Raw genomic sequence first — 12,844 nt, 5'->3', positions numbered from 1 at the left:
CCGTTCGAACCGCACGGCACGCCATGAGAAGCTGGGAGCATGTCCGAAGCCCCGCCCCGCCTCCCGCCGCGTGACAGCGGCGACGCCTGGGTCGAAGGGCCTGACGGCCGGCGCTACTGGGGCCGCTACGGCGCGGCCGGGCTCCTCGTGCACGACCCGGCGGCGGGCATCCTGTTGCAGCATCGGGCCGAGTGGAGTCATTTCGGCGGCACCTGGGGGTTGCCGGGCGGTGCGCGGCACGAGGGCGAGTCGGCGGTGGCCGGCGCCATCCGGGAAGCCGGCGAGGAGGCCGGGGTGCCTGCCGATGCCCTGGCGGTCGCGTTCACCTCGGTGTTCGACCTCGGTTTCTGGTCGTACGAGACGGTGGTCGCCCGGGCGGCGCGACCGTTCGAGCCGAGCATCGGCGATGCCGAGAGTCTCGAATTGCGCTGGGTTCCGGTCGACGAGGTCGACGCGCTGCCCCTGCACCCCGGCTTCGGCTCGTCGTGGCCGCGGTTGCGGGAGCGGCTGGGGGAATCGGTGCGGGTCGTGGTCGACGCCGCGAACGTCGTGGGGTCGCGGCCCGACGGCTGGTGGAAGGATCGAGCGGGTGCGGCTGCGCGGCTGCTGCAGCGCGTTCATCTGGTGAGTTCGGCCGGAGTCGCGGCGACGGAGTTCGGGAGGTCCCCGGGGCGCGCGTGGCCGCGTTTCTCCGTCGTGCTCGAGGGACAGGCCACGGCGGCGGGCGGGGGCGAGGATGCGGCCGGCGGCATGGCCGTGCCCGGAGTCGCGGCCCTGACGCCGGAAGTCACGGTGGTCCGTGCCGAGGGTTCGGGCGACGACGCGATCGTGGACGAGGTCGAGCGTCTGTCCCGGATCGCCCCCGACGCTCCGTCGGTGACGATCGTCGTGACGGCGGATCGGGAACTGTCCGATCGTGTCGCGGCGTTCGGCGCCGAGGTGCGCGGCCCGCGCTGGCTCCTCGACCTGCTCGACGCGGTGGACCCCCGGTCCTGAAGCGGCACGCGGGCGGGCGGCTCGGCGATGTCCGCGCCCTCACGTAGTCTTCTTGCGACATGACGATCACGAGCGAGCCGAGCGCAGCGGGGCACGCGCGGGCGGATGCGCCCGCGCCGGCCCGCGAGCCGCTCGAGCTGGTCTACGAGCCGCGCGAGCCGGTCGATTTCCGGGCCACGCTCGCGCCGTTGCGGCGCGGTCCGGGCGACCCGTGCGTGCGTTTCGACGAGTCCGGCGGCGGCATCTGGATCGCCCTCCGCACGCCCGAGGGCACCGCGAGCCTGCACTTCTCGGGAACGCGCGGGCGGGTGCTCGTGCGCGCGTGGGGGAGTGGCGCATCCGCTGCTCTCGAGAGCGCGCCGCAGCTGCTCGGCGCCGGCGACGACTGGAGCGGGCTCGACGCCTCGGGGCACGAACTGCTCGCCACGGCGCTGCACCGGAATCCCGGGCTGCGGCTGACGCGCACCGGTCGGGTGCTCGACTCGCTTGCCGCCGCGATCATCGAGCAGAAGGTCACGTCGACCGAGGCGTTCCGCGCCTGGCGCGTGCTCGTGACGGCGCACGGCGAGCGGCCTCCCGGGCCGGTGCCACCGCAGCTCCGGGTGCCTCTCACGCCGGAGCAGTGGCGCCGCATCCCGTCCTGGGAGTGGCACCGTGCGGGGGTCGACCCACGGCGTTCCCGCACGGTCATCGCGGCGGCGACCGTCGCGGGCGGCCTCGAGCGCACCACGGTGCACGAGCGCGGCGGTGCCGAGGTGCAGCGCCTGCTGCGCACGGTGTCGGGCGTCGGGGTGTGGACGGCGGCGGAGACGTCGCAGCGATCGCACGGCGATCCGGATGCGGTCAGCTTCGGCGACTACCACCTGGCCGCTCAGATCGGCTGGGCTCTGGTGGGCGAGCCGATCGACGACGACGCGCTCGCCGAACTGCTCGAACCCTGGGCCGGGCACCGACAGCGGATCGTGCGGCTCGTGTTCGCGAGCGGATTCCGCGCACCGCGGCACGGACCGCGCATGACGATCCAAGACCACCGCTGGCACTGAGCACGGGCGTCGGGCCTAGTACCAGTGCGGGTTGCGCGCCGTCCAGGTGCTCAAGGCCGTGCAGGGGTTCCCGTAGCGGCCCGCGATGTAATTGGCGCCCCAGATGATCTGGGTGGCGGCGTTGGTCAGGTAGTCGTCGGCCACCGAGGCCATCTTGTTCGCCGGCAGGGACTGCGGGATGCCGTATGCCCCGCTCGACTCGTTGAGAGCGTTGGCGCGCCATCCGGATTCGCCGATCCACAGCCGCACGAGGCAGTTGAACTGCGCGTCGTCCCACCCGTAGGAGGGCATGATGCTCGCGGCGTAGGCCTGCGCCTCGGCGGGCGACATGATCGACCCGTCGCCGGGAACCCAGGCGCTGCCGCCGCCACCGGCGGCTGCGGCGGCTTCCTCCGCCTGCTTCTTGCGGTCGGCTTCCTCTTGGGCGATGCCGTCGGCGCGCTGCTTCTCCAGCGCAGCGGTGGTGTTCTGCAGCGACGCCAGCTGGGCGAAGAGCTGGTCTTTGTGCGCCTTCTCCTCGGCGACTCGGGCGGCGGCCTCGGCCTGTGCGTCTTCGGCCGCCTGCAGGCGTACGTTCGCCTCCTGGGAGAGCCGGTCGCGTTCGGCCTTGGCCACGTCGGCCTGCGCGGTGAGAGCGTCGGCGGTGTTCTGAGCGGCGAGTGCGGCATCGCGGATGCCCGCGGTCTGCTCGGTGAGCTTCGACATCGTCCCGAGCTGGTAGAGCAGCGAGTCGGAATCGTTCTGGTTGAGGATCAGGCTGAGGGTGGAGTCGCCTCCTGCCCGGTAGAGCTGGGCGACGATCTGTCCCGCCTGCGTGTTCGCGGTGCTTGCCTTCTCGGTGGCGGACGCCGCCTGGGCGTCGAGGGTCGCGGCGTAGGTGGTCGCCGCTTGGAGGTCGTAGGTCGCCTGAAGGTATTCCTGCCCGCGCTGCAGTGCCTCCTGCGTGCGCTGGTCGGATTCGGCCTGGAGCTGGGTGAGTGCGGCCTGGATGTCGTTGACCTCCTTCTGCTTCTGCTGCTCGTTCTGCTTGGCGGCGTTCACCTCGTCCCAGCTGGGGTAGTCGATCCGCACCGAGCCGGCCGGGCTGCCGGGGGCCGCCGCCGGGGTCGCCGACGCGGCCAGATTCGGCGTGGCGACGAGTGCGACGAGAGCCGCGACCACGCCCAGGGCGCGGGCAGGGGACTTCCACATGGGCCCCAGGCTATGTGACGAAAGTGAAAGATGTACTGAACGGCCGCGCGCGTCCCCGATACGATTCCGGCATGGATCCCATTCCCCTGGAAGGCTGGCACGACTTCGCGGTGGCGTCCGCCGGTGCCGCGGGAGCGCTCGCGGGGCTGATCATCGTCGCCATGTCGGTCAACATCAAGGAGATCGTCCAGGGGTCGGCCCTGCCCGCCCGCTCCGGCGCCACGATCGGTTCCGTGGTGGTGATCGTGGTCTCCTCGGTGGCTCTGCTCATCCCGTCGCAGTGGGCGGTCGCACTCGGCCTCGAACTGGCGGTGTTCGCCATCGGCGCCCTGGCCCTGCAGTGGGTGGCGCTCCGCCAGATGTTCGCCACGACCGACGGCCCGACGCGACGCGCCAAGATCGGCGACGCGGTTCTCGGCATCGGCCAGCTTCTCCCGGTGCTCGTCGGCGGCGTGCTCGTGGCGGTCGGGAATCCGGCCGGCCTTCTCTTCGTGGCGGCGGGATTCATCCTGATCTTCATCGCCTCGATCGTGAACGCCTGGGTGTTGATGGTCGAGATCCTCCGCTGACGCCGTTTTCGGTCGAGCGAAGGTTCGCGGGAATAAACGATCAGGTCCATGCATTTGTATTGATGCGGGCCATCTTCGCGCCTGAAAACGACGATCCACGAAGAGAGACACAATGACAGACACCATCGAGATCCCCGGGTACAAGGTCGGCAGCTGGACCATCGACCCCTCGCACAGCGAGGTCTCGTTCAGCGTTCGCCACATGCTCATCAGCAAGGTGCGCGGCAAGTTCGAGAAGTTCGACGCCACGTTCGTCACCGCGCCGAACCCGCTCGAGACCTCCGTCACCGCGACCGCCGACGTCGCTTCGGTCAACACGAACGACGAGAACCGCGACGGACACCTCCGCACCAACGACTTCTTCGACGCCCCCACGCACCCGCAGCTGACCTTCGTCTCCACGGGCGTGCGTCAGCAGGGCGACGACTTCAAGATCGACGGCGACCTCACCATCAAGGGCGTCACCAAGCCGGTCACCTTCGACTTCGAGTTCGGTGGCTTCGGCACCGACCCCTACGGCAACTACAAGGCCGGTTTCAGCGCCAAGACCGAGGTCGACCGCAACGAGTTCGGTGTGAACTGGAACGCGGCCCTCGAGACCGGCGGCGTCCTGGTGGGCGACAAGGTCACCATCACCATCGACGTGCAGGCCGTTCTGCAGCCGTAATCCTCCTCGCGCTGCGGCCCACAGATCGGCTGCAGCACCCCGGATGCATGACGCCGCCGGCTGGGATCCGTCCCGCCGGCGGCGTCTTCGCGTCTGCGCCGTCGTTCTCCACAACAGGGGAGTCGCCGCCGACTGTGCACAGATCGCGCCCGGGCCGCCCGCGACGATGCCCGACCCGCGACACTTTCCGGCATGACCCCACTCACCGTGCCGCCGCGGGCGGCCCAGGCATCATCCGCTACCTTGCTCGACATCGAGGCCCTGCTGGGATACCGGCCCCAGGCCAGCGTCGCGTTGTATCTCCGGCGCAGGCGGAGGCCACCTGCCGCCCTTCGCGTCGATCTGCCGCCCGAGGCGCCGCCGGACGGCGAGGAGTTGGCGCTGGCGTTGACGGGCCTGGTCGCACGTGTGCCGGGCGCCGGGTCGGCCGAGATCGCCGTGTTCGGGCGCGACTCCGACGACCGCGTGTCCGTGTGGCGCTATTCGCCCGTGCTGAAGGCGATCCGCTCGCGGTTGGCAGCTGCCGGGTTCGAGGTGCCGAGAGCGTACCTCGTCGTCGGTGGGTACTGGGCGGATGCCGATGCCGAATCTCTCGACGGAGCCGTCGACGGCGGTTCGTGGCACCGGCTGCCGGCCGGTTCCGCAGGGCGTGGCAGCGCCTCGGGCACGACGGCGGTCCATCCGCCCGATCCGCATCACGGTCCTTTCGTGCCCGTCGTGCCGGCCTCGGAGCATCGGCGCGCGCGGTCGATGGCCGCGCTCGGGGTGCTCACGAACTCTCTTGCGCCTGCGCATTCATCCGAGGCGACAGGATCTCGCGACGCCGCCGGTCCCGACGCCACGGTCGAGCATCCGCCGGAGGTCGACGTCGTCGAGACGCTGCTGAACTGGAACGCGGTGCTCACGGGCGAGCCGGGGTCGCTGCAGCCCTCGGATGCCCGGTCCGTCGCGCTGCTGTGGTCGCTCCGCCATCGCGTGGTGCGTGATTGCGTTCTCCTGATGTGCGCCTGGGGGTTCGAGGCCGGGGTGATCGCCCTGCACGAGGCCACCGAACCCGAGGGAGCCACCATCGGCGCCCAGGCGGTGCACGACACCTTCCTCGGCGTCGGCGATCGCCCGCCGGCGCCGGGCGCCCTCCGTTCGGCGATCGACCTCCTCCGACACCTGGTGTCCTGCGCGCCCGAATCGATGGCACCCCCCGCGCTCACCATGCTCGCCTGGCTGGAGTGGGCCCGAGGGCGTGGATCGGTGGCCGACTCCTACCTCGACGCGTGTCAGCGGGTCGATCCCGACTACCGCCTGGCCCGCCTGCTGCAGGTCATGATCCAGCACGGCTTCGTGCCCGAATGGATCGGCGCCGACGCGGCGCCCACGCTGTGCAGTCCCCGGTGACGGTGGCCTCGACCGCCGGTCCTCGGTCAGTGGCCGGTGAGCGGACCCAGGATGCGCGCCGCCAGCGAGCGTCGGCCGGTCACCGATTCCTCCACGTCGGCCGCGCCGGTTCCCACCAGTCCCAGGTTGGCGCCGAGGAATCGGAACGGTTCCGGTTCCCATTTCGGAGACAGGTGATTCACCCACGGCAACGCGGTCAGGTCGGTCGAGCGACGGCCGATCAGGTCGGCCAGGGTGCGGCCGGCCAGGTTGGTGGTGCTCAAACCGTCGCCCACGTAGCCGCCGGCGTAGGCGACCCCGGTGCGCGGGTTGAAGCTGGCTGTGGCGTGCCAGTCACGCGGCACGCCGAGCGGCCCTCCCCAGCGGTGCGTCACCGTCGCGCCCCGGGCGGCGGTGAAGAGTTCGCCCAACGTGCGCTCGAGGTGGTCGAACACCCGGCCCACCCGGTCGTGGTCGGGTGTGATCGAGCTGCCCCAGTGGTAGCGAGCGCCCCGACCGCCGAAGGCGAATCGGTTGTCGGCGGTTCGCTGGCCGTAGACGAGCAGGTGCCGGTAGTCGCTGAAGGTCATGCCGTGCTCGATCCCGATCTCGTCCCAGAGATCGTCGGGCAGCGGTTCGGTCGCGATCATCAGGGAGTAGAGCGGCATGATCCGGCGCCCGACGCCGGGAAGCTGCGATCCGTACGCCTCGGTGGCGATGACCAAGTCGTCGCAGGAGATCAGACCCTCTCCGCCGGCTCCGGTGAACAGGGCACGATGCGGAGCCCACTCGACGATCTCGGTCCGCTCGGCGATGACCACACCGAGGTCCTCGACCACTCGTGCGAGCGACCGCACCAGCTTCGCCGGATGCACTCGCGCGCACGACGGATCGTAGGAGGCGGCGAGCGACGAGGTGGCCTGCAAGGAGCGAGCACGGGGGTCGTCGTGCGAACCGGTGGTGACCAGCTCGAGATGGTCGACCCCGAAGTCGCGTGCGGAGTCGACCTCGGCCACGGCCGCGGCGCGCTGCACGCCGTCGCGGGCGAACACGATCGTGCCGCCCTTCCGGTAGTCGCAGTCGATGGCCTCCGCCTCGACGACCCGGCCCACCTCGTCGACCGTGTCGATCATGGCCTGCCGCATCGCGCGGGCGGCCTCGTCTCCGTAGTTCCGGCGGAGCGCATCCGTCGACCGCGGGAACAGGGCAGAGCACCACCCGCCGTTGCGGCCCGAGGCTCCGAAGCCCACCACCTCCTTCTCGACCACCGTGATCGAGAGCGACGGGTCGGCCTTCTTGAGGTAGTAGGCGGTCCAGAGGCCGGTGAGGCCGCCGCCGATGATGCAGACACCGGTCGAGACGTCGCCGGTGAGCGACGCTCGAGGGGTGAATTCGTCCTGGTCCGATTCCGCGAGGGAATCGAACCAGAACGATACGTCGCGGTAGTCGCGCATCGGGCGCGCGGCTACAGTCGCGACCAAGCTTCGGTGAGCACGCTCCGGAGGATCTGCTCGATCTCGTCGAACTCCGCCGGGCCCACGGTCAGGGGCGGGGAGAGCTGGATCACCGGGTCTCCTCGGTCGTCGGCGCGGCAGTACAGGCCGGCCTCGAAGAGGGCCTTGGAGAGGAACCCGCGCAGCAGGCGCTCCGACTCGTCGTCGTCGAAGGTCTCGCGAGTGGTCTTGTCCTTCACGAGTTCGATGCCGAAGAAGAACCCGTCTCCGCGCACGTCGCCCACGATGGGCAGGTCGGTGAGCTTCTCCAGGGTCTGCCGGAAGATCGGCGAGTTCTCCCGCACGTGCTCGTTGAGCCCTTCCTCCTCGAAGATGTCGAGGTTCTCGAGCGCGACCGCCGCGGAGACGGGGTGTCCGCCGAAGGTGTAGCCGTGGTAGAACGCGGTCTGGCCGTGCTTGAAGGGCTCGTAGACCCGCTCGTTCACGATCGTCGCGCCGATGGGGGAGTAGCCGCTCGTCATCGCCTTGGCGCAGGTGATCATGTCGGGCTCGAATCCGTAGGTGTCACAGGCGAAGTAGTTGCCGATGCGGCCGAAGGCGCAGATCACCTCGTCGCTCACCAGGAGCACGTCGTACTTGTCGCAGATCTCGCGCACCCGCTGGAAGTAGCCGGGGGGAGGCGGGAAGCAGCCGCCCGAGTTCTGCACGGGCTCGAGGAAGATCGCGGCGACCGTCTCGGGGCCCTCGAACTGGATCATCTCCTCGATGCGGTTCGCGGCCCACAGTCCGAAGGCCTCCTCGGTGCCCTCGAAGCCCATCTCGTGCGCCCGGTAGTAGTTGGTGTTCGGCACCCGGAAACCGCCCGGGGTGACCGGCTCGAACATCTCCTTCATCGCCGGGATGCCGGTGATCGCGAGGGCACCCTGCGGAGTGCCGTGGTAGGCCACGGCGCGGGAGATGACCTTGTGCTTGGTGGGGCGCCCCTGCAGCTTCCAGAAGTGCTTGGCGAGCTTGAACGCGGTCTCGACCGCTTCACCTCCGCCGGTCGAGAAGAACACCCGGTTGAGCGACCCCGGAGCCAGGTGCGCCAGCCGATCGGCGAGCTCGATGGCCGAGGGATGCGCGTACGACCAGATCGGGAAGAAGGCCAACTCCTCGGCCTGCTTGGCCGCCACCTCGGCGAGCCGCTTCCGGCCGTGCCCGGCGTTCACGGTGAACAGGCCGGCGAGCCCGTCGATGTACCGCTTGCCCGTCGAATCCCAGATGTGGTGGCCCTCGCCGCGGGTGATGATCGGCACCCCCGCTCCCGATTCCATGACCGACTGGCGCGCGAAGTGCATCCACAGGTGGTCTTTCGCCATCCGCTGCAGTTCGGCGTCGCTGCGGGAGGCGCGAGCCTGGGCGGAGGAGACGGGTTGTTCGGTGGTTGTCATCGTGTGCCCCAGTTGTAGAGCTGCTTGTGCAGCTTCAGATAGACGAATGTTTCGGTGGATTGCACGCCCTTGAGCTGCCGGATCTCGGAGTTCAGCAGGGCGATCAGGTCGTCGTCGTCTTCGCAGACCACTTCGGCCAGGATGTCGAAGGTGCCGGCCGTCAGCACCACGTAGTCGACCGAGGGCATCTTGGCGAGCGCGTCGGCCACGACGCGCGTGTCGCCCGACACCTTCAGCCCGATCATGGCCTGTCGGTAGAAGCCGAGTTGCAGCGGATCGGTGACCGCCACGATCTGCATCACGCCCGACTCGGTGAGCTTCTGCACACGCTGTCGCACGGCGGCCTCGCTCAGCCCCACGGCCTTGCCGATCTCGGCATAGGAGCGGCGGCCGTCGTCTTGCAGCTGCTCGATGATCGCCTTGGAGGTGTCGTCGAGCTGAGACGGTCGCGGCTTGGGGCCCATTGTTCGATACTGTCAGGAGTTGGGGGCTTCGGCAAGCGAATCCGCAGCAAATCGCCGAGCGCACTGAGGAAATCAACAGTAGTCGCGGGTTCGTGCCGGCGAGGCGCCGGGCGCGACGGCGGCCTGCCTGAGCCCGGCGGTAGTACCGTGACGGCATGGGGAGTCTTCGTTTCGTGCCGGCCGAAGGCGAGTGGACGGTGCTGGCGGCGTGGCCGACGGTGGTGACCATCTCGGCTGCCGTGTCCGACGAGGTCGTCGAAGCGATCTGGGCCGCGCTGGGCGTGACCGACGCCTCGATCGAGTCGGTCGTGTCGAGCATCCCGATCCGTGGCGCGGCAGCCGACTCCTCGTTCACGGTGGTGCGCTTCGAACCCGGAGACGGCGCACCTCTCGACCCCGCGCATCCGCCTCAGGACTGGACCGCGACTGTGGTCGCGCGCGGCTCGGCGGCGGTCGACCTCCTCTCCGTCGGCGGCTCGCGCCGTTTCGGCTCGGCGGGCATGCAGCCCTGGGCGCTCGCCGAGTTCCCTTCCGTCATCGGCATCTCGACCGGAGCGCTGCCCCCGGTGCCGGAATCGCTCCTGCGTCTGCCGACGGATGCCCGGCGCCTCGACCACGGGATCGCCCACGCCTCGCGCGTGCTCTGGGCCGCCTCGCCCGAGACCATCGTGAGCGAGCGGGGGGCCGCAGCCGCACCCGGCCCCGACGGCGACACCGCGGAGCGCCCGAGCCACGATCCCGACACGGCCGACGGCGACACGATCATCCGACACCGTGCCGGAACCTCCGCCGACACGGTCGCGGAGCCTGCGGAGGACAGGACGGACGAGGAGGTCGAACCGGTGTCCGACCTTCCGGCCGACGAGCCCGTGCCGGTGTACGAGATCCGGGTCGGCGACCAGCCCCTGCTCGAGCTGACCGGTGCCGTGGTGATCGGGCGCCGGCCTCAGCCGCGCCGGGCCGCGGATCGGCCATTCACACTCGCCGCAGCACAAGCCCTGATCACGGTGGATTCTCCGGCTCAGGAGGTCTCGGCGAACCATGTCGAGATCGCCCTCAGCGGCCGCACGGTCGTGGTGACCGACCTGCGGTCGACCAACGGGACGACCGTGCGCCTGCCCGGCCGGCCCGCGGTGCGGCTGCGGCAAGGAGATTCGGTGGTCGCATCCGGGTCGGCTATCGTCGAAATCGGCGACGGAAACGTTATCCACATCTCGTCGCGAGACCGGGGAAACACCGGGATCACCGTTTAGGATTCCCGGATAGCTGTCAGGAGTTGGACATCGTGACCCAGATCGGTCGAACGAGCGCGCGCGTCAGCGTGACCCGCGCCGGAGCGCACCCGCGCCGCATCACCCTGTCGTGGGCATCGCTCACCGACAAGGGGAACAAGCGCGCCGCCAACGAAGACAGCGCGATCTCCGAGGTGCCGGTGTTCGCCGTGGCCGACGGGATGGGCGGGCATTCCGCGGGCGACGTGGCGAGTGCCGCCGTGGTCGACCGGCTGGGCGAGATCTCCTCCGCGGTCACTGACGCGGGCACCATAGAAGAGGCCTTGGCGCGCGCGCTCACCGACATCGACCGGGTGGGTGACGAATCGGTGCTCGGCACCGGAACGACGGTCACCGGAGTCGCCCTCAGCGAGGTCGACGACGAGCTGGCCTGGATGGTCTTCAACATCGGCGACTCCCGGGTCTACCTCTATTCCGATGGAGAGCTCCGCCAGCTCACCGTCGATCACTCGGTGGTGCAGGAACTCATCGACGCCGGGCTGATCACGAAGGAGCAGGCCGAGCACCACCCTGACAGCAATGTCATCACGCGCGCGGTCGGTTTCCACGAGAAGCCGGTGCCCGACTACTCGACCCTGCCCCTGGTGGCCGGTCAGCGCATCCTGATCTGCTCCGACGGGTTGACGAAGGAGCTCACCGACTTCGGCATCCGCCACTACCTCTCCACCACTCCCACGGCGGAGCGTGCGGCGAACGAGCTCGTCACCGCAGCACTCGCGAACGGCGGCCGCGACAACGTGACCGTGGTCGTGGTCGACGTCGAGTCCGACGAATCGCTCGCCGAGCCGGTGGAATCGCACGGCTCGCGTCGCGGCACCGGGCGGAACTGAGGTTCCGATGGCCCGGCGTCTGCCTTCTCCACCCCCGCCGCTCCCCGGATTCACCTCGGTTCGCGTGCTCGGCTCCGGGGGTTTCGCCGACGTCTTCCTCTTCGAGCAGAACATGCCGCGTCGTCAGGTGGCCGTGAAGGTCATGCTGCCCGAGGTGGTGAACGAGCAGGTGCGGCGGATGTTCCAGGTCGAGGCCGATCTGATGGCCAAACTGAGCGCGCATCCGTCGATCCTCACCGTGTACGAGGCAGGGGTCTCCTCCGACGGGCGGCCTTATCTCGTCATGGAGCTCTGCTCGTCGTCCTTGGGCCAGCGCTACCGCGCTGAGCCGCTCCCCGTGGCCGAGGTGCTGCGGATCGGCGTGAAGATCGCGGGTGCACTGCACACCGCGCACGAGCAGGGCATCCTGCACCGCGACGTGAAGCCCTCGAACATCCTCCTCACGGCCTACGGTGCTCCGGTGCTCTCCGACTTCGGCATCTCGGCGTCGACGCGCGGCAACGCGGCGATCGATGCCGTGGGCCTGTCGATCCCGTGGTCGGCGCCGGAGGTGTTGTCCGAGGCGACCCAGGGCACCGTGGCGTCGGAGGTGTGGGCGCTTTCGGCCACCCTCTACTCCTTGTTGGCCGGTCGCTCGCCCTTCGAGCAGGCGGGCGGCGGCTCGGCTCCGGGCGATCTCGCGCGCCGGATCGCGAAGGCCAAGCTCCCTCCTCTCGGGCGCAGCGACGTGCCCGCTTCGCTCGAACGCCTCCTCGCACGAGGAATGGCGAAAGACCCGGCTCAGCGGCCGGCGTCGGCCCTCGAGTTGCTGCGGGAGCTGCAGGCCGTCGAGACCGAGCTGGGCCTTTCGCAGACCAGCGCCGAGATCGCCATGGCCGAGTGGGCCGGCGACTACGCGCGGGATTCCGACGACCGCACCGTGCTGCACGCGGGGGCGGCGAGCGGCACCGCCCACGGAGTCGGAACACCGTCGGGCCGGCGCCGTCGGGCCGCCGCAGGGTCCGCTGCCCGTGCCGGCGGCGCATCCGGATCGGGCGGAGCGACGCCGTCGAACGGACCAGCCGACCGCCACAAGACCCGAACCTCGCGGGTCGACACCGCGGAGCGCTGGGGCACCGGCGCGGGAACCGGGGGCTCCGCCCGCGACGGGGGTGGCCGCGGCATCCGCGTGGCGGTGATCGTCGCCGCGTCCGTCGTCGTGGCGGGCGGTCTCGCCGCCGGCGGCATCGCACTCGCGCAACAGGATGCGGGGCGTTCGATTCCGAGCGTCGGCGAGATCACCGCCACCACGACCGACGGCCGCATCCTCTTCTCCTGGAGCGACCCGGGACTGCGCGACGCCGACAGCTACCGGGTCACCACCGGCTCCGGGCAGAGCTCTGTTCAGCGCAGCAACGAGTTCGCCGCGTTCCCCACCGACGACACCTCGGTCTGCATCACGGTCGCGGTCGTGCGCGCGGGCAAGACCGGGGCGGCCAGTTCCGAGAAGTGCGCAGCCTTGGAATGATCACCCGCTCCGGCGTGGCGGCCTGGG

General features: G+C 70.1%; 12 protein-coding genes. 8 read left to right on the top strand and 4 right to left on the bottom strand.

What is annotated here, in order from left to right; translation table 11 throughout:
- The first annotated feature begins 39 nt into the window (after positions 1–39).
- Both ACFJGU_RS21020 and ACFJGU_RS21015 read left to right on the top strand, forming a co-directional pair.
- Positions 40–996 (top strand): NUDIX domain-containing protein, encoded by a 957-nt coding sequence (locus ACFJGU_RS21020; RefSeq protein ID WP_382306326.1) that lies wholly within the window; start codon positions 40–42, stop codon positions 994–996.
- A 59-nt stretch (positions 997–1,055) separates the two neighbouring features.
- A complete protein-coding gene (locus ACFJGU_RS21015) occupies positions 1,056–2,039 on the top strand; it encodes a DNA-3-methyladenine glycosylase family protein (protein ID WP_382306325.1) in 984 nt (327 codons plus the stop codon).
- A 15-nt stretch (positions 2,040–2,054) separates the two neighbouring features.
- On the opposite strand, the gene ACFJGU_RS21010 is transcribed toward ACFJGU_RS21015, so the two are convergent.
- Positions 2,055–3,230 carry a coiled-coil domain-containing protein gene (locus ACFJGU_RS21010; protein WP_382306324.1) on the bottom strand — a complete coding sequence of 392 codons (1,176 nt, stop codon included), beginning with the start codon at positions 3,228–3,230 and terminating at the stop codon, positions 2,055–2,057.
- Positions 3,231–3,301: 71 nt separating this feature from the next.
- Between ACFJGU_RS21010 and ACFJGU_RS21005 the strand changes: the two genes are divergently transcribed.
- The 3 genes from ACFJGU_RS21005 to ACFJGU_RS20995 all read left to right on the top strand — a co-directional run bounded on the left by ACFJGU_RS21005 (position 3,302) and on the right by ACFJGU_RS20995 (position 5,858).
- Entirely contained in the window at positions 3,302–3,799 is a 498-nt protein-coding gene (locus ACFJGU_RS21005) for a hypothetical protein (RefSeq protein ID WP_382306322.1), read from the top strand.
- Positions 3,800–3,911: 112 nt separating this feature from the next.
- On the top strand, positions 3,912–4,466 hold the full coding sequence (locus ACFJGU_RS21000; RefSeq protein WP_382306320.1) for a YceI family protein: 555 nt from the start codon (positions 3,912–3,914) through the stop codon (positions 4,464–4,466).
- A gap of 192 nt (positions 4,467–4,658) precedes the next feature.
- Positions 4,659–5,858, top strand: coding sequence for a DUF4192 family protein (locus tag ACFJGU_RS20995; RefSeq protein ID WP_382306318.1), 1,200 nt, complete (start codon positions 4,659–4,661; stop codon positions 5,856–5,858).
- Between the two features lie 26 nt (positions 5,859–5,884).
- On the opposite strand, the gene ACFJGU_RS20990 is transcribed toward ACFJGU_RS20995, so the two are convergent.
- The 3 genes from ACFJGU_RS20990 to ACFJGU_RS20980 are packed head-to-tail and all read right to left on the bottom strand — an operon-like array spanning position 5,885 to position 9,188.
- Positions 5,885–7,291 carry an NAD(P)/FAD-dependent oxidoreductase gene (locus tag ACFJGU_RS20990; protein WP_382306316.1) on the bottom strand — a complete coding sequence of 469 codons (1,407 nt, stop codon included), beginning with the start codon at positions 7,289–7,291 and terminating at the stop codon, positions 5,885–5,887.
- Between the two features lie 11 nt (positions 7,292–7,302).
- Positions 7,303–8,724, bottom strand: coding sequence for an aspartate aminotransferase family protein (locus ACFJGU_RS20985; protein ID WP_382306314.1), 1,422 nt, complete (start codon positions 8,722–8,724; stop codon positions 7,303–7,305).
- Entirely contained in the window at positions 8,721–9,188 is a 468-nt protein-coding gene (locus ACFJGU_RS20980; protein ID WP_092554062.1) for an Lrp/AsnC family transcriptional regulator, read from the bottom strand. Before ACFJGU_RS20980 ends, ACFJGU_RS20985 begins: the two co-directional genes overlap by 4 nt.
- A gap of 155 nt (positions 9,189–9,343) precedes the next feature.
- Here ACFJGU_RS20980 and ACFJGU_RS20975 point away from each other — a divergent pair, with 155 nt between their 5' ends.
- From ACFJGU_RS20975 to ACFJGU_RS20965, 3 genes are read left to right on the top strand one after another with little or no spacing between them, the layout of a single operon-like run.
- A complete protein-coding gene (locus tag ACFJGU_RS20975) occupies positions 9,344–10,441 on the top strand; it encodes an FHA domain-containing protein (RefSeq protein ID WP_382306311.1) in 1,098 nt (365 codons plus the stop codon).
- Positions 10,442–10,473: 32 nt separating this feature from the next.
- Positions 10,474–11,310 carry a PP2C family protein-serine/threonine phosphatase gene (locus ACFJGU_RS20970; RefSeq protein WP_382306309.1) on the top strand — a complete coding sequence of 279 codons (837 nt, stop codon included), beginning with the start codon at positions 10,474–10,476 and terminating at the stop codon, positions 11,308–11,310.
- A gap of 7 nt (positions 11,311–11,317) precedes the next feature.
- Positions 11,318–12,817: a serine/threonine-protein kinase gene (locus ACFJGU_RS20965; protein ID WP_382306307.1), complete on the top strand. Its 1,500-nt coding sequence runs from the start codon at positions 11,318–11,320 to the stop codon at positions 12,815–12,817.
- Positions 12,818–12,844: the final 27 nt, after the last annotated feature.

The organism is Herbiconiux sp. UC225_62 (assembly GCF_042694625.1).
Taxonomy (GTDB): Bacteria; Actinomycetota; Actinomycetes; order Actinomycetales; family Microbacteriaceae; genus Herbiconiux.
The sequence above is the reverse complement of the archived record's forward strand: the minus strand, read 5'-3'. Positions and strand labels throughout refer to the sequence as shown.